15 protein-coding genes are annotated in these 20005 nt (G+C 72.4%); 13 read left to right on the top strand and 2 right to left on the bottom strand.

Annotation, left to right across the window (positions count from 1 at the left end):
• The 8 genes from ACFSL4_RS28325 to ACFSL4_RS28290 all read left to right on the top strand — a co-directional run.
• On the top strand, window positions 1–770 hold a 770-nt coding region (locus tag ACFSL4_RS28325), incomplete at its 5' end, for a (2Fe-2S)-binding protein (RefSeq protein ID WP_381088824.1).
• The gene (locus tag ACFSL4_RS28320) at window positions 767–3070 is read left to right on the top strand and encodes a xanthine dehydrogenase family protein molybdopterin-binding subunit (protein WP_381088821.1); all 2304 of its coding nucleotides are present in this window, start codon (window positions 767–769) and stop codon (window positions 3068–3070) included. The genes ACFSL4_RS28325 and ACFSL4_RS28320, both read left to right, overlap by 4 nt.
• The gene (locus ACFSL4_RS28315) at window positions 3067–3234 is read left to right on the top strand and encodes a hypothetical protein (protein WP_381088818.1); all 168 of its coding nucleotides are present in this window, start codon (window positions 3067–3069) and stop codon (window positions 3232–3234) included. The genes ACFSL4_RS28320 and ACFSL4_RS28315 overlap by 4 nt, the downstream gene beginning before the upstream one ends.
• A 159-nt stretch (window positions 3235–3393) precedes the next feature.
• Window positions 3394–4560, top strand: a complete 1167-nt coding sequence (locus ACFSL4_RS28310; RefSeq protein ID WP_381088815.1) for an SUKH-4 family immunity protein — start codon at window positions 3394–3396, stop codon at window positions 4558–4560.
• A gap of 268 nt (window positions 4561–4828) precedes the next feature.
• Complete coding sequence (locus ACFSL4_RS28305; RefSeq protein ID WP_381088812.1) at window positions 4829–6286, top strand: MFS transporter; 1458 nt, start codon at window positions 4829–4831, stop codon at window positions 6284–6286.
• A gap of 145 nt (window positions 6287–6431) precedes the next feature.
• On the top strand, window positions 6432–8285 hold the full coding sequence (locus ACFSL4_RS28300; protein WP_381088809.1) for a DEAD/DEAH box helicase: 1854 nt from the start codon (window positions 6432–6434) through the stop codon (window positions 8283–8285).
• Window positions 8286–8728: 443 nt separating this feature from the next.
• On the top strand, window positions 8729–9370 hold the full coding sequence (locus tag ACFSL4_RS28295) for an IclR family transcriptional regulator (protein WP_381088807.1): 642 nt from the start codon (window positions 8729–8731) through the stop codon (window positions 9368–9370).
• 338 nt (window positions 9371–9708) lie between these two features.
• Window positions 9709–10500 (top strand): S16 family serine protease, encoded by a 792-nt coding sequence (locus ACFSL4_RS28290; protein WP_381088804.1) that lies wholly within the window; start codon window positions 9709–9711, stop codon window positions 10498–10500.
• 382 nt (window positions 10501–10882) lie between these two features.
• On the opposite strand, the gene ACFSL4_RS28285 is transcribed toward ACFSL4_RS28290, so the two are convergent.
• The gene (locus tag ACFSL4_RS28285) at window positions 10883–11362 is read right to left on the bottom strand and encodes an Lrp/AsnC family transcriptional regulator (protein WP_381088801.1); all 480 of its coding nucleotides are present in this window, start codon (window positions 11360–11362) and stop codon (window positions 10883–10885) included.
• A 122-nt stretch (window positions 11363–11484) separates the two neighbouring features.
• Here ACFSL4_RS28285 and hppD point away from each other — a divergent pair, with 122 nt between their 5' ends.
• The 4 genes from hppD to ACFSL4_RS28265 all read left to right on the top strand — a co-directional run bounded on the left by hppD (window position 11485) and on the right by ACFSL4_RS28265 (window position 16660).
• Entirely contained in the window at window positions 11485–12630 is a 1146-nt protein-coding gene (gene hppD, locus ACFSL4_RS28280; protein ID WP_381088799.1) for a 4-hydroxyphenylpyruvate dioxygenase, read from the top strand.
• A gap of 122 nt (window positions 12631–12752) precedes the next feature.
• Entirely contained in the window at window positions 12753–14159 is a 1407-nt protein-coding gene (locus tag ACFSL4_RS28275) for an FAD-binding oxidoreductase (RefSeq protein ID WP_381088796.1), read from the top strand.
• A gap of 206 nt (window positions 14160–14365) precedes the next feature.
• Window positions 14366–15910 (top strand): RDD family protein, encoded by a 1545-nt coding sequence (locus ACFSL4_RS28270; RefSeq protein WP_381088793.1) that lies wholly within the window; start codon window positions 14366–14368, stop codon window positions 15908–15910.
• A gap of 54 nt (window positions 15911–15964) precedes the next feature.
• On the top strand, window positions 15965–16660 hold the full coding sequence (locus ACFSL4_RS28265) for an RDD family protein (RefSeq protein ID WP_381088790.1): 696 nt from the start codon (window positions 15965–15967) through the stop codon (window positions 16658–16660).
• Window positions 16661–16786: 126 nt separating this feature from the next.
• Here the strand turns inward: ACFSL4_RS28265 and ACFSL4_RS28260 are convergent, their stop codons facing one another.
• Window positions 16787–17077 carry a hypothetical protein gene (locus ACFSL4_RS28260; protein WP_381088787.1) on the bottom strand — a complete coding sequence of 97 codons (291 nt, stop codon included), beginning with the start codon at window positions 17075–17077 and terminating at the stop codon, window positions 16787–16789.
• Window positions 17078–17561: 484 nt separating this feature from the next.
• On the opposite strand from ACFSL4_RS28260, the gene ACFSL4_RS28255 reads away from it, so the two are divergent.
• A complete protein-coding gene (locus ACFSL4_RS28255) occupies window positions 17562–19886 on the top strand; it encodes an immune inhibitor A domain-containing protein (RefSeq protein WP_381088784.1) in 2325 nt (774 codons plus the stop codon).
• Window positions 19887–20005 lie beyond the last annotated feature (119 nt).

Genomic DNA, 20005 nt, shown 5'->3' with positions numbered 1-20005 from the left:
CGGCCGCGGACCCCGGCACGGCCGCGGACCCCGGCACGGCCGCGGACCCCGCGCCCTCCGCCGGGCCCGAGCCGTCGCCGCGGGCCGCCGACCCGCAGGAGCCGGCTCCCGAACAGGACTCCGGGCAGGAGCCCGCGCCCGCACACGACGAGCACCCCCTGACGTCGTACGTCCTGCGGGTGAACGGCGCCGACCGGCCCGTCACGGACGCGTGGATCGGCGAGTCGCTGCTGTACGTGCTGCGCGAGCGGCTCGGTCTCGCCGGTGCCAAGGACGGCTGCTCGCAGGGAGAGTGCGGCGCCTGCAACGTCCAGGTCGACGGACGGCTCGTCGCCTCCTGCCTGGTGCCCGCCGCCACCGCCGCGGGCAGCGAGGTGCGCACTGTCGAGGGCCTCGCCGTCGACGGACAGCCCTCGGACGTGCAGCGGGCGCTCGCCCGGTGCGGTGCCGTCCAGTGCGGCTTCTGCGTGCCCGGCATGGCGATGACCGTGCACGACCTCCTGGAGGGCAACCCGGCCCCCACGCAACTGGAGGCCCGGCAGGCGCTGTGCGGCAACCTGTGCCGCTGCTCCGGCTACCGCGGGGTCCTGGAGGCCGTCCAGGAGGTCGTCGCCGAGCGGGAGGCGCACGTCGAGGCCGAGGCGCCGGAGGGCGAAGAGGCCCGCATCCCGCACCAGGCGGGCCCGGGGGCGGGCGGTGTCCACGCCTCCGCGTTCGACAACACAGCCCCGAACGAGCACCCGTACGGCCAGGACGGAGGCCAGGCGTGAGCAACGAAGCCGCCACCGCGACCACCCCGGCGGCCGCACCGGGCCCCGAGCCGCTGCCGCACGGCCTCGGCGCCTCCCTGCCGTCCTCCGACACCCGGGCCAAGTCCGAGGGCACGTTCCCGTACGCGGCCGACCTGTGGGCCGAAGGCCTGCTGTGGGCGGCCGTGCTGCGGTCCCCGCACCCGCACGCGCGCATCCTCTCCATCGACACCGGCCACGCGCGCGAGATGCCCGGTGTCCGCGCCGTGGTCACCCACGAGGACCTGCCCCCCGGCGCGCTGCACGGCCGCGGCACGGCCGACCGCCCTGTGTTCGCCTCCGAGGTCGTGCGCCACCACGGGGAGCCCATCGCGGCCGTCGCCGCCGACCACCCCGACACCGCGCGTCTGGCCGCCGCCGCCGTCATCGTCGAGTACGAGGTGCTCGACCCGGTGACCGACCCCGAGCAGGCGTTCGAGGCGGAACCCCTGCACCCCGACGGGAACCTCATCCGGCACATCCCGCTGCGCCACGGCGATCCGGCCGCCGCCGGAGAGGTCGTCGTCGAGGGCCTGTACCGCATCGGCCGCCAGGACCCGGCTCCCATCGGCGCGGAGGCCGGGCTGGCCGTGCCCCGGCCCGACGGCGGGGTCGAGCTGTACGTCGCCTCCACCGATCCGCACACCGACCGCGACCGCACCGCCGCCGTCTACGGCCTGCCACCCGAGCAGGTGAAGGTCGTGGTCACCGGGGTGCCCGGCGCCACCGCCGACCGCGAGGACCAGGGCTTCCAGCTGCCGCTCGGGCTGCTCGCTCTGAAGACCGGCTGCCCGGTGAAACTGACCGCGACGCGCGAGGACTCCTTCCTGGGGCACGTGCACCGCCATCCCACCCTGCTGCGGTACCGCCACCACGCGGACGCCGACGGCAGGCTGGTGAAGGTCGAGGCGCAGATCCTGCTGGACGCGGGCCCCTACGCGGACACCTCCTCCGACGCCCTCGCCGCCGCCGTCTCCTTCGCCTGCGGCCCCTACGTCGTCCCCAACGCCTTCATCGAGGGCTGGGCCGTGCGCACCAACAACCCGCCGTCGGGCCATGTGCGCGGCGAGGGCGCGATGCAGGTGTGCGCGGCGTACGAGGCCCAGATGGACAAGCTCGCCAAGAAGCTGGGCCTGGACCCGGCCGAGCTGCGCCTGCGCAACGTCATGGCGACGGGCGACGTGCTGCCGACGGGCCAGACGGTGACCTGCCCGGCCCCGGTGGCCGAACTGCTCCAGGCGGTACGGGACCACCCGCTGCCCCCGCTGCCCAAGGACACCCCCGAGGAGGAGTGGCTGCTGCCCGGCGGCCCCGAGGGCGCGGGCGAACCCGGCGCGGTGCGGCGCGGCGTCGGCTACGGCCTCGGCATGGTGCACATGCTCGGCGCGGAGGGTGCGGACGAGGTCTCCACGGCGACGGTGAAGGTGCAGGACGGCGTGGCGACCGTGCTGTGCGCGGCCGTCGAGACCGGTCAGGGCTTCACCACGCTGGCCCGGCAGATCGTCCAGGAGACGCTGGGCATCGACGAGGTGCGCGTGGCACCGGTCGACACGGACCAGCCGCCCGCGGGCGCGGGCTGCCGGGGCCGCCACACCTGGGTGTCGGGCGGCGCGGTGGAACGGGCGGCGAAGATGGTCCGCACGCAGTTGCTGCAGCCCCTTGCGCACAAGTTCGGCATGTCCACGGAGCTGCTCCAGATCACCGACGGCAAGATCACCTCGTACGACGGCGTGCTGTCGACCACGGTGACCGAGGCCATGGACGGCAAGGAGCTGTGGGCCACGGCGCAGTGCCGCCCGCACCCCACGGAGCCGCTGGACGAGACGGGCCAGGGCGACGCCTTCGTGGGCCTCGCGTTCTGCGCGGTCCGCGCCGTGGTGGACGTGGACGTCGAGATCGGCGCGGTACGGGTCGTGGAGCTGGCGCTGGCCCAGGACGTGGGCCGGGTGCTGAACCCGGCGCAGCTCGCCGCTCGCCTGGAGGCCGGTCTCACCCAGGGCGTGGGCATCGCGCTCACCGAGAACCTGCGCACCGCGCGCGGTCTGATCCGCCACCCCGACCTGACGGGCTACTCCCTCCCGACCGCCCTGGACGCTCCCGGCATCCACATCGTCAAGCTGGTCGAGGAACGGGACGTGGTCGCGCCCTTCGGGGCGAAGGCGGTCAGCGCGGTGCCCGTGGTGACGTCCCCGGCGGCGATCGCGTCCGCGGTCCGCGCGGCGACGGGCCGCCCGGTCAACCGGCTGCCGATCCGGCCGCAGGCGGCGGTGGTGACCCGGTGAAGGGCGGAGACGGCACGACGGAGGACCGGAGCCCACAGTCCGATGCGGCGGAGGACGAGCCCCGCTACGAACCGGCTCCCAGCCTGGGCAGACTGATGCTGGGTCTGCTGGTCTTCGTGCTGGCCGCGTTGGTCGTCGTCCTGGGCGGCGTGTACTTCAGCTGACCCGGGGGGACTCCCGGGGCGTGGCCGCGCGAACCGCGTGCGCGTCCGGCGTTGTCAGTGGTGCCGCGTATCGTTCTCGGCGTTGGGAAGAGCCGTTCGACCGACGACGGGGTGTCTCCTGTCGGGAGACGCACGGAGGACGAGACACACGGGGGAGCAATGGGCACGATCGACGCCGCCGACGTGATCGCACTCACCGAGGCGGATCTGGACCTCCATGTGACACACGAGGAGACGCGACACCTGCTGGCGGGGCCCGGACTCCCGTCCGTCAGCTCCCTGGTGGGCTCCGGGGCGCTGGGCGGGCGGCCCCTGCTGCGCCGGGTGGCCGAGCTCGTCGACGATGCGGAGCAGCTCGCCGAGGAGCTGCGCGACCAGCTGGTCATAGGGGCCGTGCGCAGCCTCGACCAGGATCTGGCGTCCCTCCTGCTGGACGGCGCCACGGGCAGGATCTCCACGACCTGCGTCTTCCCGCGCGATCCCGGTCTGCTGGGCCGCTCACCGCTCGCCCCCTCCCTGGGCGCGCTGCTGCGGTTCGCGGCCGTGACGGAGGAACTGGCCGCGTCCCGCGGCCGGTTCGCGTCCGCCGGGTACGGAGCCGAGGCGGTGGCGGAGACGTCCGAGCGGCTCCCGTCGGCGTTCGCCGCGATCGCCGGGGAGGACGGCCTGGCGGCGTACTGGCGGATGGCCACGCTGATCCGCCCCCTGGCCCGGATAGCGCGCCCCGGCGCGGACCTCAGGCTCGACCTGCCGCCGGGGCTGCTGGACGACGACTTCGGCAGCGGTGCGGTCATGCACTTCGAGGACGTCGACTTCCCCTGCGCGCTCACGCACGAGCCGACCCGCCGCTTCCTGCGCGAGGTGGGCCTGCCGGAGGACGGCTTCTGGTACACGCTGGACACGGACGTCCCCCTGGCGCCCCTGGCCGAGTACCACGCGGACGACCCGGGCGCGAAGGCCGGCCTCCCCGAGAGCGCGGACCGGCTGATACGGCTCGGATGTCTGCTGGAGGACAGCAGCCTGGTCGTCGACGGCGCCACCGGGGCGGTCCTGCACTGGAGCGAGCCCGAGGAGGTCCTGCGCCCGCTCAACGCGGACATCTCCACCCTGGCGTTCACGGTCTGGCTGGTGCACCGGGAGCAGGCGCTGGCCGAGGACCACGGCCTCACGGAGGCGTACGAGGAACTGGCCGCCACGATGGTCGAGACCCTCGCCGCCGTCGATCCGATCGCCTGCGACCGGACCCCGACGGCCTCGTGGGACGACGGCTGGCGCTACTGGCGGGAGGTCTTCGAGGACGAGGCGAACGGCGGACCGCAGGCGTGAGGGGGCACGGCGAGGGCGCATGACCGGCCACGGCCGTCCGCTCGCCGGCGGCCGGCCGCGACACGGCGCGTCGAGACCGTGACGGGAATCGGGAATCGAACCGACGCACCGACCGCAGGACGGGCCGCGGGAGGCGGTCAGGGAGGCGCGGCACTGCAACGGGACTGCCGTACGGCGTTCGAAAAGGCGGGTCGTACGACAAAAGTCCCAGCCGGTTACCGTCCGCGGCCAGGAGTCAACACCGTCCTATCCCCTTACGCTGACCTGCATGGCAGCCCTGGAACCCCGCGACACCGGCGTCCCCCACGCCTCTCCCGCCGTCTCCGGTGACGTCACCGGAGACGGCACCGGCGTACTGAGCCGGCCGTACCGGGCGCTGAGCGTCGGTGTCGTCTCCGTCGTCCTGGTCATCGCCTTCGAGGCGACCGCGGTCGGCACGGCCATGCCGGTCGCGGCGCGGGAGCTGGACGGGGTGTCCCTGTACGCCTTCGCGTTCTCCGGGTACTTCACCACCAGCCTGCTCGGCATGGTGCTCGCGGGGCAGTGGTCGGATCGCAGTGGCCCGCTCGCCTCGCTCACCTGCGGCATCGCCGCCTTCGCAGCCGGGCTGCTGCTGTCCGGGACGGCCGGGGCGATGTGGCCGTTCATCCTGGGGCGGGCCGTGCAGGGCCTGGGCGGCGGGCTGGTGATCGTGGCGTTGTACGTGGTCGTGGGCCGGGCCTACCCGGAGCGGCTGCGGCCGGCCATCATGGCGGCGTTCGCCGCTGGCTGGGTGATCCCGTCCGTGGTCGGCCCGCTGGCATCGGGCGCGGTGACCGAACACCTGGGCTGGCGCTGGGTGTTCATCGGCGTCCCCGTGTTCGTGGTCTTCCCGCTGGCCCTCGCGGTGCCGCAGATCCGGCGCCGGGCGGGAGGCCCCGCCCCGCAGGCCGTCCCGGGCTCCTTCGACGTCCGCCGCATCCGGCTGGCGCTCGGCATCGCCGTGGGCGCGGGCCTGCTCCAGTACGCCGCCCAGGACCTGCGCTGGGTCTCGCTGGCTCCCGGCGTGGCGGGCGCCGTGCTCCTGGTCCCGGCGGTGCTCGGGCTGCTGCCCCGCGGCACCTACCGGGCGGCGCGCGGACTGCCGTCCGTGGTGCTGCTGCGCGGAGTGGCGGCCGGCGCCTTCCTCACCGCGGAGAGCTTCGTGCCGCTCATGCTCGTCACCGAGCGGGGACTGTCGCCGACGCTCGCCGGGTTCTCGCTCGCGGCGGGCGGCGGGACCTGGGCGCTGGGATCGTACGTGCAGTCGAGGCCGCGCCTGGCGCCGTACCGGGAACGGATGATGACGCTGGGCATGCTCACTGTCGCTGCCGCCGTCGCCACGGCGCCGAGCGTGCTGATTTACGCGGTGCCGGTGTGGACCGTCGCCGTCGCCTGGGGCTTCGGCTGCTTCGGCATGGGCCTGGTGATCTCCTCGACCGGCGTCCTGCTGCTGCGTCTGTCGGCCCCCGAGGAGGCGGGCGCCAACTCGGCCGCCCTGCAGATCTCCGACGCCCTCTCCAACGTCCTGCTGCTCGCGGCGGGCGGCGCCGCGTTCGCCGCGCTCGGCGGCGGCAGGGTCGCCCGTACGGCCACCGGGGCGGCCGCCGACGGCTCCCATCCGGCCGCCTTCGCCGCCGTGTTCCTGCCGATGGCGGCGGTGGCGCTGGTGGGCGCGTGGGTGACGACCCGGCTGCGGGAGCGGTGACACGCGGCCCGCTCCGGTGTCTGTGACGCCTGTCGCACCGTGGCCGGATGCGGCACCGTCGGCCCGAGCGGCGGGTGAGGACCCCGGTAGGGTGGCCCGGTTGTCATACCCAGCCGAGCGGCCCGACCACCACCCCACGGAGACCGTGACTACCACCCGCCCGTCATCCGCCGCCGCCCTCAACGGGGGGCCCTCCCGGCCCGCCCACGCTCCCAGCGGCTCCTCGCACTCGCACCACCTCTCTCCCGCCTTCCCCGGCCGCGCCCCCTGGGGCACCGCCGGCAAGCTGCGCGCCTGGCAGCACGGGGCCATGGAGAAGTACATCCAGGAGCAGCCCCGTGACTTCCTCGCCGTCGCCACGCCCGGCGCCGGCAAGACCACCTTCGCGCTGACGCTCGCGTCGTGGCTGCTGCACCACCATGTCGTGCAGCAGGTGACGGTCGTCGCGCCGACCGAGCATCTGAAGAAGCAGTGGGCGGAGGCCGCCGAGCGGATCGGGATCCGGCTCGACCCCGGGTACAGCGCGGGGCCGCTCGGCAGGGAGTACCACGGTGTGGCCGTCACCTACGCGGGCGTCGGCGTCCGGCCCATGCTGCACCGCAACCGCGTCGAGCAGCGCAAGACCCTCGTCATCCTCGACGAGATCCACCACGCGGGCGACTCCAAGTCCTGGGGCGAGGCGTGCCTGGAGGCGTTCGAGCCCGCCACCCGCCGACTCGCCCTCACCGGCACGCCGTTCAGGTCCGACACCAACCCCATCCCGTTCGTGGCGTACGAGGAGGGCACCGACGGGATCCGGCGGTCCGCCGCCGACTACACGTACGGATACGGGTCCGCCCTCGCCGACGGCGTCGTGCGGCCGGTCATCTTCCTCTCCTACAGCGGCAATATGCGCTGGCGCACCAAGGCGGGCGACGAGATCGCCGCCCGGCTCGGCGAGCCCATGACCAAGGACGCCGTCAGCCAGGCGTGGCGCACCGCCCTCGATCCGCGCGGCGACTGGATGCCCAGCGTGCTGCGCGCGGCCGACCAGCGGCTCACCGAGGTCCGCAAGGCCGTCCCCGACGCCGGCGCCCTCGTCATCGCCTCGGACCAGGAGTCGGCCCGCGCCTACGCGAAACTCATCCGTGACATCACCGGCCACCGGGCGACCCTCGTGCTGTCGGACGACGCCGGCGCCTCGGACCGCATCGACGAGTTCAGCGGCAACGAGGACCGCTGGATGGTGGCCGTGCGCATGGTGTCCGAGGGCGTCGACGTGCCCCGGCTGGCCGTCGGGGTGTACGCGACCACCATCTCCACCCCGCTTTTCTTCGCCCAGGCCGTCGGCCGCTTCGTACGCTCCCGGCGCCGCGGCGAGACCGCCTCCGTCTTCCTGCCCACCATCCCCGACCTGCTGACCTTCGCCAACGAGATGGAGGTCGAGCGCGACCACGTGCTCGACAAGCCGAAGAAGGACGGCGAGGAGGACCCGTACGCCGAGGAGGACAAGCTCCTCCAGGAGGCCGAGAGGCAGCAGGACGAGGACACCGGCGAGCAGGACATGCTGCCGTTCGAGGCGCTGGAGTCCGATGCCGTCTTCGACCGGGTCATGTACAACGGCGCCGAGTTCGGTATGCAGGCCCACCCCGGCAGCGAGGAGGAGCAGGACTACCTCGGCATCCCGGGCCTGCTCGAACCCGAGCAGGTGCAGCTGCTGCTGCAGAAGCGGCAGGCCCGGCAGATCGCGCACAGCCGCAGGAAGCCGGACACCGAGGCCGACCTGCTGGAACTGCCCGCCGACCGGCGGCCCGTGGTCACCCACAAGGAACTGCTGGAACTGCGCAAGCAGCTCAACACGATGGTCGGCGCGTACGTCCACCAGAGCGGTAAGCCGCACGGCGTGATCCACACCGAACTGCGCCGCGTCTGCGGCGGCCCACCGAGCGCCGAGTGCACCGCGGGCCAACTGCGCCAGCGGATCGCCAAGGTGCAGGAGTGGGCGACACGAATGCGGTGACACCGGATGTCCGCCCCGGCCGTCCGACCGCGGATGCCCGGGGCGGGCGTCCGGCGCGGGACTTCTGATCCCGCGCCCGGAGCCGGCCGGTCCCGTGGCCGGTCGACGGGCCCGCCGTGGAGGCGCGGGATGTCACGGTCCGGCCGCATTTCCGGGCCCCGTCACGCTTTCTCACGTACATATCACCGAAAAGGGGACGAGTGCGGTCCGTCCACTGACCGGATTCTGGACGGAGCCTTCCGCTGAGCGAACTGGCTCGCTACTGTCCCGCTACGCACACGCCCCGTGGCAGCGCCGCCGCGGAGCGCAGCCGTGAAGCGACCAAGTCCGGGGGCCGCCCGGGCCGCCAGCCGATCGGCGGCCTCTGAGACGCGTCGCCGACGGGACTCGGTGACGCATCCGCGCGAAGGGGCCGCCGACCTCACCACTAAGGAGTGGGCGTCGTGACCGCGGAGACATCTCAGACGCTCGACCGGGGCCTCAGAGTCCTCAAGCTGCTCGCCGACACGGACCACGGGCTGACCGTCACCGAACTGTCCGCCAAACTGGGCGTGAACCGGACCGTGGTGTACCGGTTGCTGGCCACCCTGGAGCAGCACTCGCTGGTACGCCGCGACCTGGGCGGCCGCGCCCGGGTCGGGCTCGGTGTGCTGCGTCTGGGCCGTCAGGTCCACCCGTTGGTGCGCGAGGCCGCGCTGCCGGCGTTGCGGGCGCTCGCCGAGGACATAGGGGCGACGGCGCACCTCACGCTCGTCGACGGGACGGAGGCGCTGGCCGTCGCGGTCGTGGAGCCGACGTGGACCGACTACCACGTGGCGTACCGCGCAGGGTTCCGGCATCCGCTCGACCGGGGAGCGGCCGGCCGCGCGATCCTGGCCGCCCGCGAGCAGCCGGTCTCCGAGCCCGGGTACACCCTCACCCACGGCGAGCTGGAGGCGGGCGCGAGCGGGGCGGCCGCGCCCCTGCTCGGGGTGACCGGGGTGGAGGGCAGCGTGGGGGTCGTCATGCTGTCGGATTCGGTGCCGGAGAGGGTGGGACCCCGGGTGGTGGACGCTGCCCGGGAGGTGGCGGAGGCGCTGCGCTAGGGGGTGTTTCGAAAGTCCTGTGCGGTGCCCGCGGTGCCCGCGGTGTCCGGTGCGTGCTCTCGGCGTGCCGGACGAAAGCCCTCGTACTGGACGTACTCGGGGTTTCGGCCGGTGCGGCGAGTGGGGGCGCCCCCTGCTCGAAGAGCCCGGGGGAGCGTGCCGGGCGCCGTGGGTGCCGTGCGGGACTTTCGAAACACCCCCTAGGCGGTGGCGGCGGACGGGACGGGCGCCGGGGGCGGCGACGGCACGCACCGTCCTCCACGGCACTCCCGGACCCGCAGGTACCCCGTCGTCCACCGGGCCCCTGCCGGACACCACCGTCACGTTAGATTGGCCCCGTGTTCTCTCGTCTCTCCCGCTCCCAGGCCGTCGCCGTCTGCGCCCTGCCCGTCGTGGCCCTGCTCGCCACGGCCGTGTTCGCGCCGCTGCCGTTCTCGGTGGCGCAGCCCGGCATGACGGCCGACGTCCTCGGCGAGAACAACGGCGCCCCGGTGATCACGATCAGCGGGACGCCGACCCGCACGACCACCGGCCAGCTGCGGATGACGACGATCGAGGCGACGGGCCCCGACGCGGACGTCTCCCTGGGCCAGGTGGTCGACGGCTGGTTCCGCACGGACCGGGCGGTGCTGCCGCGCGACTCGGTCTACCCGAGCGGCAACAGCGTCAAGGAGATCGAGCAGTACAACGCCGAGCAGATGAGGCAGTCCCAGGACGCGGCGACCCGGGCGGCACTGAAGTACCTGGACCTCAGCGACAAGCGCGTGAAGGTCACGCTGAAGCTCGCGGACGTCGGCGGCCCCAGCGCGGGTCTGCTGTTCACCCTCGGGATCATCGACAAACTGGACGGCGACGGCAGCGGCGGCGACCTCACGGGCGGCCGCACCATCGCCGGTACGGGCACCATCGACGCGGCCGGCCGGGTCGGCGCGGTCGGCGGGGTCGCCCTCAAGACCCAGGCCGCGCGCCGCGACGGTGCGACGGTCTTCCTGGTGCCGAAGGCGGAGTGCCCCGACGCGAAGGCGGAACTGCCGAAGGGGCTGCGGCTGGTTCCGGTGACCACGCTGAAGGGCGCGGTCGACGCGCTGGTGGCACTGGAGAAGGGGAAGGGCCCGGTGCCCGGCTGCTAGGGGGTGTTTCGAAAGTCCGGCACAGCACCCGCGGCGCCCGGCACGCTCCCCCAAGCTCTTCGAGCAGGGGGCACCCCCACTCGCCGCACCGGCCGGAACCTCAAGTACGTCCAGTACGAGGGCCTTCGTCCGGCACGCCGAGAGCACGCACCGGACACCGCGGGCACCGCACAGGACTTTCGAAACACCCCCTAGGCGGCGGCGAGCCGCAGGCCTGCCTCGACGGGGGTCCGCCCGAGGCGGGTGCGCGGCCTGCGGGTCCGCCCGGCCCGGCCCGGGCCGCGAACCGGTGGGCCGCGGCCCGCGCCCGCTGTTCGGGGGTGCGGGCGCGCTGCGGGGCGAGGCGGGTCCCGGGGTGCATCGGCAACCGGCGTGGCGCGTCCTAGACCTTCTCCGGGTCCTCCGCAGCCTGCTCCACCAGCGGGATGATCCGCAGCGGAACGGGGTTCTCCATGACGATCGCCGTGGAGGCCCGGACGATGCCGTCGAAGCCGACGACCCGGTCGATCACGCGCTGGAGGTCCGCGTTCGACCGGGCCACCAGACGGCACAGCATGTCCCCGCTGCCGGTGGTGGTGTGCAGTTCGAGCACCTCGGGCACGCCCGCCAGATGGGCCCGGACGTCGGGCCCCTGCCCCTGCCGGATCTCCAGCGTCGCGAACGCCGTGACGGGATAGCCGAGGGCCGCGGGGTCCACCTGCGGCCCGAACCCGCGGATCACCCCGTTCGACCGGAGCCGGTCCAGACGCGCCTGGGCGGTGCCGCGCGCGACCCCGAGCCGCCGGGACATCTCCAGGACTCCGATCCGGGGCTCCCGTGCCAGCAGCACGATGAGCCGGGCGTCCAGATGATCGATCGCCATGCCGCGCTCCTCGATGGTCATCATGTACAGAACGCCCGCCAATTCGGGCTATTCACTATGCAGATTGTCCAGCACATGCGCAAACTATTGCGCATCTTGCGGAGAGAGGTGAGGCTGCCGCTATGACGCAGACCACACACCACACCCCTGACACGGCGCGTGAGGCAGACCCCTTCCCGGTCAAGGGAATGGACGCGGTCGTCTTCGCGGTGGGCAACGCCAAACAGGCCGCGCACTACTACTCCACCGCCTTCGGCATGCGGCTCGTCGCCTACTCGGGACCGGAGAACGGCAACCGCGAGACCGCCTCGTACGTCCTGGAGAACGGTTCGGCGCGTTTCGTCGTCACCTCCGTCATCAAGCCCGCCACCACCTGGGGCCACTTCCTCGCCCAGCACGTGGCCGAGCACGGCGACGGCATCGTCGACCTCGCCCTGGAGGTCCCGGACGCGCGCGCCGCGTACGCCTACGCCATCGAGCACGGCGCCCGCTCGGTCGCCGAGCCGTACGAGCTGAAGGACGAGCACGGCACCGTCGTCCTGGCCGCCATCGCCACCTACGGCGAGACCCGCCACACCCTCGTCGAGCGCACCGGCTACGACGGCCCGTACCTGCCCGGCTTCGGCGCCGCCGACCCGATCGTCGAGCCCCCCGAGCACCGCACCTTCCAGGCGATCGACCACTGCGTCGGCAACGTCGAACTCGGCCGGATGAACGAGTGGGTCGGTTTCTACAACCGGGTCATGGGCTTCACGAACATGAAGGAGTTCGTGGGCGACGACATCGCGACCGAGTACAGCGCCCTGATGTCCAAGGTCGTCGCCGACGGGACGCTCAAGGTCAAGTTCCCGATCAACGAGCCCGCCATCGCCAAGAAGAAGTCCCAGATCGACGAGTACCTGGAGTTCTACGGCGGCCCGGGCGTCCAGCACGTCGCGCTCAACACGAACGACATCGTGCGGACGGTACGTACGATGCGCGCCGCCGGAGTCGAGTTCCTCGACACTCCGGACTCGTACTACGACACCCTCGGCGACTGGGTCGGCGACACCCGCGTCCCCGTCGAGACCCTTCGCGAGCTGAAGATCCTCGCCGACCGCGACGAGGACGGCTATCTGCTGCAGATCTTCACCAAGCCGGTCCAGGACCGCCCCACGGTCTTCTTCGAGATCATCGAGCGCCACGGCTCCATGGGCTTCGGCAAGGGCAACTTCAAGGCCCTCTTCGAGGCGATCGAGCGGGAGCAGGCCAAGCGGGGCAACCTGTAGCGCCGGCCGTCGCGCGCCGGCGCCCTCTCCCCGAGCGGCCCCACGGACCATGCCCCGTGGGGCCGTCTCGTGCGTGCTCCTCGCGCAGACGGGTTCACACCGCCGCCTCCGGGTGCGACTCTGTGATCATGAGCCGTATCGAAGCCCCGCGCGACGAGGCCACCGGCAGCCTCGTCGACCGCCTGCGGACCGGCCTGCCCGCCGGGGCCGTCCTGGCCGATCCCGACGTCATGGCCTCCTACGCCAACGACATGGCCAGCTTCTGCGCGGCCGGCACCCCGGCCGTGGTGGTGCTGCCGCGTACCGTCGAGCAGGTCCAGCACGTCATGCGGACCGCCACCGAGCTACGCGTCCCGGTCGTCCCGCAGGGCGCCCGCACCGGACTGTCGGGCGCGGCCAACGCCTCCGACGGCTGCATCGTGCTGTCGCTGACGAAGATGGACCGCATCCTGGAGATCAGTCCGGTCGACCGCATCGCGGTCGTCGAGCCGGGCGTCGTCAACGCCACGCTCTCCCGCGCGGTGGGCGAACACGGCCTCTACTACCCGCCGGACCCCTCCAGCTGGGAGATGTGCACGATCGGCGGCAACATCGGCACGGCCTCCGGCGGCCTGTGCTGTGTGAAGTACGGGGTGACGGCCGAGTACGTCCTCGGTCTCGACGTGGTGCTCGCCGACGGGCGTCTGATGTCCACCGGCCGCCGTACGGCCAAGGGCGTCGCCGGGTACGACCTCACCCGGCTCTTCGTCGGCTCCGAGGGCTCGCTCGGCATCGTCGTGGGCGCCACCCTCGCCCTGAAACCGCAGCCGCCCCAGCAGCTGGTGCTGGCCGCCGAGTTCTCCTCCGCGGCCGCCGCCTGCGACGCCGTGTGCCGGATCATGGCGGGAGGGCACATCCCGTCCCTGCTCGAACTGATGGACCGTACGACCGTCAAGGCCGTCAACGACCTGGCGCACATGGGCCTCCCGGAGAGCACGGAGGCCCTGCTGCTCGCCGCCTTCGACACCCCTGACCCGGCCGCCGACCTCGCCGCCGTCGGCGCCCTGTGCGAGGCCGCCGGCGCCACTCAGGTGGTCCCGGCGGACGACGCGGCGGAGTCCGAACTGCTCCTGCAGGCACGGCGGCTGGCGCTCACCGCGCTGGAGGCCGTCAAGGGCACGACGATGATCGACGACGTGTGCGTGCCCCGCTCCCGGCTCGGCGACCTGCTCGAAGGGATCGAGCGGATCGCCGAGAAGTACCGGCTCACCATCGGGGTCTGCGCGCATGCGGGCGACGGCAACACGCACCCGACCGTCTGCTTCGACGCCCAGGACCCCGACGAGTCCCGCCGCGCCCGTGAGTCCTTCGACGAGATCATGGGCCTCGGCCTGGAACTCGGCGGCACGATCACCGGCGAGCACGGCGTGGGCGTCCTGAAGAAGGAGTGGCTGGCGCGCGAGATCGGCCCGGTCGGCATGGAGATGCAGCGGGCGGTCAAGCAGGTCTTCGACCCGCTGGGCATCCTCAACCCGGGCAAGCTCTTCTGACCCCGGTCCCGCGCCACCGCTGCGGTGGCGCGGCCCGCGGACGTCCTTTCGGTGGATTTCTTTCGCGGCGGGGTCCAGGAATGTGAAGGGCGTGCGCGGTGTCGCCCGGAAAGGGGCGGGTCCGGGCGGAGCGGACGTGGCGCATGCCCCCGTCTGATAGATGTGGAGGCCCCAATGACCCCGCGAGAAGATACGGGACGACGGACATGAGCGCCCCAACCCCGGCACCCGGTGACGACAGGCCCCGCGAGGGGTATTACCCGGATCCGTCCATTCCTGGATATGTCCGGTACTGGAACGGCGCAGCCTGGGTGCCGGGCACCAGCCGTCCGGCGCCCACCGACGGCGAGTCGTTGTCCCCGCCGCCCGGCGCGGGCCCGGCGCGGCCCTCGGTGGAGGAGACCGGACCGCACTTCTTCGACGAGGACCCGGTCGAAGGGCCCCGTGTGACGAGCCCCGTCGACGCCCAGCGCGGCAGCCGCCCGGAGCCCGCCTCGGCCTGGGGCGCCGACAGCTCCCGGCAGTCGGGCTTCGGCAGTGACCAGGACCGCCGGATGTCGTGGGGCGGCCCCACGGGCGCCGACCCGCGGCTTCCGCTCGCGGCCCGGCCCGACGGCGTCGCCGGCCGTGCGGACGGCACCGCGGCGGTCCCGCCGGCCGGATCCGGCTCCGCCCCCGGGAACGACTCCGGCTCCTCCCCGGCCCCCGACGGCACGGTGGTGTTCCGCCGGCCCAAGCGTGGCGACGGCGACGCAGCCGCGGGCCCGGGCACCTTCGGCACCGGGGGTCCCACGCCCTCCGAGGGCACCGCGACGTTCCGTGCGCTCTCCCCGCGCACGGGGGAGCAGGGCGGAAGCACGGAGGCGGCCGATTCCGGTTCGGGCCGGCCCGCCGCGCCGCGCCCCACGAGCCCTCAGGCCGCGGCCCGCCAGGCCCTGGGCCTGGGTCCCGAGGCCCCCGCTCCCGCCCCGCGGCCGGCCGCCCCACCGCAGCCGCAGCCGTCGGCACCGCCGGCGCAGCCCCCCGGGGTGGGCCTGCCGCCGCAGCAGCCGGCCGGTTCCCACGCGCAGCAGCCCCCGGCCGCGGGCCCCTGGCAGCCCGCAGCGGGCGCCGGTACGCCCATGACGGCGGGTCCGGGCGGAGGCCAGCCCTCCTGGGCGCAGCAGGTGCACCGGCTCGCGAGTTCGGGCACCGACGGTGAGGGGCCCGTCGCACCGTGGAAGCCGCCGGTCGAGGACGTCTTCCAGGCGGCCGCACGGGCGCAGGCGGCGGCCCGCCCCGCAGGTCTCGGCAGGCGGCTGGCGGCCCGGCTGCTGGACACCCTGGTCCTGGCGGCGGTCACGGGCGTGGCCGCGGTACCACTGGCCACCAAGGCTATCGACCATGTCCACGCCAAGATCGACGCGGCCGAGCTGTCCGGGCAGACCGTCACGGTGTGGCTCCTCGACGGCACGACCTCGGTCTACCTCGCCGCCGTGGTCGCGGTGCTCCTCGGCTTCGGCGTCCTGTACGAGGCGCTGCCCACGGCCCGGTGGGGACGCACCCTGGGCAAGAAGGTGTGCGGCCTGGAGGTGCGGGACATCGAGGGCCACGAGCCGCCGGCCTTCGGCGCGGCCGTGCGCCGCTGGCTGGCCTACAGTGTCCCGGGCCTGCTGGTGGTGGGCGTCGTCGGCGTTCTGTGGTGCCTGTTCGACCGCCCCTGGCACCAGTGCTGGCACGACAAGGCGGCGCACACCTTCGTGGCGGGCTGACCCGGACGGACCTGTAGGGATGCGGAGCCGGAGGGTTCGCGGTCGACTCGGGCCATGAGCACCGAACCGCCGCCGCCAGGCTCCGCCGACTCCCCGGACGACGATCGCTTCAGGAAGCAGCAGCCCCCGCCCTCCGGGGGCGGCCCCCAGGGCACGCCCCCGCCGCCCCAGGGCGGCCCCTACGGCACGCCCCCGCCCTACGGGAGCAACGGGAGCACCGGTCCGCACGGAGGAGGTCCGTACGGCGGTGCAGGCCCCTACGGCGGCGGAGGCCCGTACAACGGCACGGACCCGCTCGCGGGTATGCCCCCGCTCGCCGACAGCGGCAAGCGCGTGCTCGCGCGGATCATCGACATGGTCATCGTCGGGGTGGTCGTCTGGCTGCTGTCCTGGGCGTTCCGCACCACCCAGTACAACGTCGACACCAACCGGATCGAGTACAGCAAGTCCGTGGGCCAGTCCGTGATCGCCGCCGTGCTCTACATCGCCTACGACACCGTCATGATCGCCAGGTCTGGTCAGACGTTCGGCAAGAGACTGTTGAACATGCGGGTGGCCAACCTCGTAGACGGCTCCACCCCGTCCGTGCAGACCGCGCTGATCCGCGCGGCGGTGCTGTGGCTCCCGTTCGCGTTCTGCTGCGCCTGCGTCTGGACCGCGATCTGCGGCGGCTGGAGTTTCTTCGACAAGCCCTACAAGCAGGGTCTGCACGACAAGGCGGCCAAGACGGTGGAGGTCAGCACGGTCTGAGAGCGGCGGGGGAGTGCAGCGGTGCGCACGGACGAACCGGCGGGCCCGTGGATCACGGGCCCGCCGGTTCTGTGCTCGGTCTGGAGTTGTGCGGGGGCCGCGAAGTGCTGCGTGTGCACGCCCGGTTCAGGGGTTCGCCGGCTCGTGTACGGACTCGGCGGGTGCGGCGGACCGCATCGAGGCCGTCGGCCGTCCGGCCGGGGTCCGCTGCTGTGCGGCGAGCCGCCCGGCGGCGGCCGACGCGGACCTCGGCAGGGGGACCGTAACGGCGACGAGCAGTCCGAGCGCGAGCGCCGCAAGGGCGATCACGGCGATCCCCAGCCCCGAACTCGTCTGTGACAGCAGCAGCATGGCGAGGGTGGAGAAGATCACGGTGCAGGAACCGTAGGCGAGCTGTGCGGCAGTCGGACGAGGCATGGCGATTCCTCGGGGTGGGGGTCTCCCCCCGGTGCCTCTCGCGATGGGGGAGGATGCGGACAACTACGGTGTTCTGTTGGGGCATATGCGGCCGAGCTGCGAATCGTGGGGCGACAACGGTGTCGACAGGGCAATCCGTCGCCATCCCGACGCTTCACCTACCGACTCTATTCGCCTGCATGCCCGAGCGGAACGCCCGGTAAGCGTGACCTAACCCACGGTACAGGTGCACAGGGGGCGCACGGAGTCATGCGGTCCACCAACTGGACACGTGCACGCGCCGGTTGACAGGCGATTATGCCGTTCGTATAGCGAACGTCCAGTTCCATTAATGCATTTGACCTGTTCAAGTCAAGGTCTGTCTTTTCTCTTAAAACTCCGGTCAAATGTCGTCACTTGACACACGCGTACACCGGCGCGCGGGCCTTCCAAGACCAGGACTCCCTCTTCCGCGCGAGACCGGACGCGTCGGGGAGGACATCAAGTGACCAGTAGACCCTGGACGTTCAGAGCGGCCGCGACCTTCGTCGCGTTCGCGGCGGCCACCGCCGGCCTGTCGGCGACCGCCGCGGCCCGACCCGGGCCGAGCACCTCGGCGGCTGCCGTGAACCGGCACGATCCGCAGCCGGTGAAGAGCCGGGAGCACGACTTCGACGGACCGCTGAGCAAGACTCAGGAGGCCCAGCGGGAGGAGGCCCTCAACCGCGTCATATCCGGCAAGGCCGCGGTGGCGGACCGCGGCGCCTCCAAGGTGGTGCGGCTCGGCAGCGGCAAGTACGTCGAACTCGCCCGCGAGCGGACCGACAAGATCTTCACCATCCTCGCGGAGTTCGGCACCAAGACGTCGGAGTACGGCGGCACCGCCGGCCCCGAGCACAACCAGATAGCCCAGCCGGACCGCACCACCGACAACAGCACAGCCTGGCAGGCGGACTACGACCGGCAGCACTACCAGGACCTCTACTTCTCCGCGGACAAGAAGAAGACGTCCCTCAAGCAGTACTACGAGAAGGCGTCCTCGGGCCGCTACTCGGTCGACGGCGAGGTCCAGGACTGGGTCAAGGTCGACTACAACGAGGCCCGGTACGGCACCAACCAGTGCGACACATGTGTGTGGAACCTGGTCAGTGAAGCCCTGGCCAAGTGGGTCACCCAGCGCAAGGCCGCCGGGGACACCGACGCGCAGATCAAGGCCAAGGTCGCCCAGTACGACCAGTGGGACCGCTACGACTACGACGGCGACGGCGACTTCAACGAGCCCGACGGCTACATCGACCACTTCCAGATCGTGCACGCCGGCGAGGACGAGTCCGCGGGCGGCGGCGCGCAGGGCGAGGACGCGATCTGGGCCCACCGCTGGTACGCCTACGGCACCGACGCCGGCCGGACCGGCCCCGACGGCAACCAGCTCGGCGGCACCCAGATCGGTGACACCGGCGTCTGGGTCGGCGACTACACCATCCAGCCGGAGAACGGCGGACTCGGCGTCTTCGCCCACGAGTACGGCCACGACCTCGGCCTGCCGGACAACTACGACACGACCGGCCAGGCCGAGAACTCCACCGGTTTCTGGGACCTGATGTCCTCCGGCTCCTGGCTCGGCACCGGCAAGGACAGCATCGGCGACACCCCCGGCGACCTGACCGCCTGGGACAAGCTGCAGCTGGGCTGGCTGAACTACCGGACCGTCGCGTCGGGCACCAGGTCGCTGACCAGGGTCGGGTACTCGGAGTACAACACCAAGAACCCGCAGGCGCTGATCGTCACACTGCCGGAGAAGACCGTCACCACCGACCTGGTCACCCCGGCCAGCGGCTCGTACCAGTGGTGGAGCGGCAGCGGCAACGGGCTCAACAACACGCTGACCCGTGATGTCGATCTGACCGGCACGTCGTCGGCCACGCTGTCCCTCAAGGGCTACTACGACATCGAGGCCGACTACGACTTCCTCTACACCGAGGTCTCGACCGACGGCGGCACCAGCTGGACCCCGATCGACGGCACGGTGAACGGCGCCGCCATCCCGCGTGACGCCAGCGACCAGCCCGTGCTGACCGGCACCGTCGACGCGTACGCCGACCTCGTCTACCCCCTCGACGCCTATGCCGGCAAGGCGATCAAGCTGCGCTTCCGCTACGCCACCGACACCGGTGTCGCGCAGAAGGGCTTCGCCGCGGACGACATCACCGTCACGGCGGACGGCTCCACCCTGTTCAGCGACGGCGCCGAGAACGGCGCGGGCGAGTGGACGGCGGACGGCTTCACCGTCAAGGGCGCTTCCTTCAGCGACGACTACCCGCAGTACTACATCGCGGAGAACCGCCAGTACGTGTCGTACGACAAGACCCTGAAGACCGGCCCGTACAACTTCGGCTTCCTGAACACCGAGCCGAACCGGGTCGAGCACTTCCCGTACCAGAACGGCCTGCTGATCTGGCTGTGGGACACCTCCCAGGTCGACAACAACGTCAGCGAGCACCCGGGCGTGGGCCTGATCCTGCCGGTCGACGCCCATGCGAAGCCGCTGAAATGGGCGGACGGGACGTACATGCGCAGCCGCATCCAGACGTTCGACTCCACCTTCACCCTGGAGCCGACGGACGCGATCACGCTGCACACCAGCGGTGCGGCCGTGAAGATCAAGAGCCGGAAGGGCGTCCCGGTCTTCGACGACCACAAGGGCACCTACTACTCGACCGCGACCCCGTACTCGGGGGTGAAGGTGCCGGACACCCACACCAGGATCAGGCTCCTGCGGCAGTCGAAGGGCGGCAGTGTGCTGACGGTGGCGGTGCTGCCGTCGCCGTGAGGCACGAGGGCGGCCGCCACTGACACCATGGCGCACAACAAGATCGACAAAGGTCCGCCCAAGGGCCCGGCGATCATGGCGGGAGTGGAACCGCTCACAAAGTGAACAGCATCTGCGCA

The sequence above is a fragment of the Streptomyces caeni genome, from assembly GCF_042678285.1.
Lineage (GTDB): Bacteria > Actinomycetota > Actinomycetes > Streptomycetales > Streptomycetaceae > Streptomyces > Streptomyces caeni.
This window is presented reverse-complemented; position numbering and strand designations above follow the sequence as displayed.

Coding starts and splice junctions, on each gene's coding strand:
- ACFSL4_RS28310 (WP_381088815.1), top strand. CDS start 3,394: ATGGGCACGATCGACGCCGCCGACGTGATCGCACTCACCGAGGCGGAT.
- ACFSL4_RS28305 (WP_381088812.1), top strand. CDS start 4,829: ATGGCAGCCCTGGAACCCCGCGACACCGGCGTCCCCCACGCCTCTCCC.
- ACFSL4_RS28285 (WP_381088801.1), bottom strand. CDS start 11,362: ATGGCGATCGATCATCTGGACGCCCGGCTCATCGTGCTGCTGGCACGG.
- hppD (WP_381088799.1), top strand. CDS start 11,485: ATGACGCAGACCACACACCACACCCCTGACACGGCGCGTGAGGCAGAC.
- ACFSL4_RS28270 (WP_381088793.1), top strand. CDS start 14,366: ATGAGCGCCCCAACCCCGGCACCCGGTGACGACAGGCCCCGCGAGGGG.
- ACFSL4_RS28265 (WP_381088790.1), top strand. CDS start 15,965: ATGAGCACCGAACCGCCGCCGCCAGGCTCCGCCGACTCCCCGGACGAC.
- ACFSL4_RS28260 (WP_381088787.1), bottom strand. CDS start 17,077: ATGCCTCGTCCGACTGCCGCACAGCTCGCCTACGGTTCCTGCACCGTG.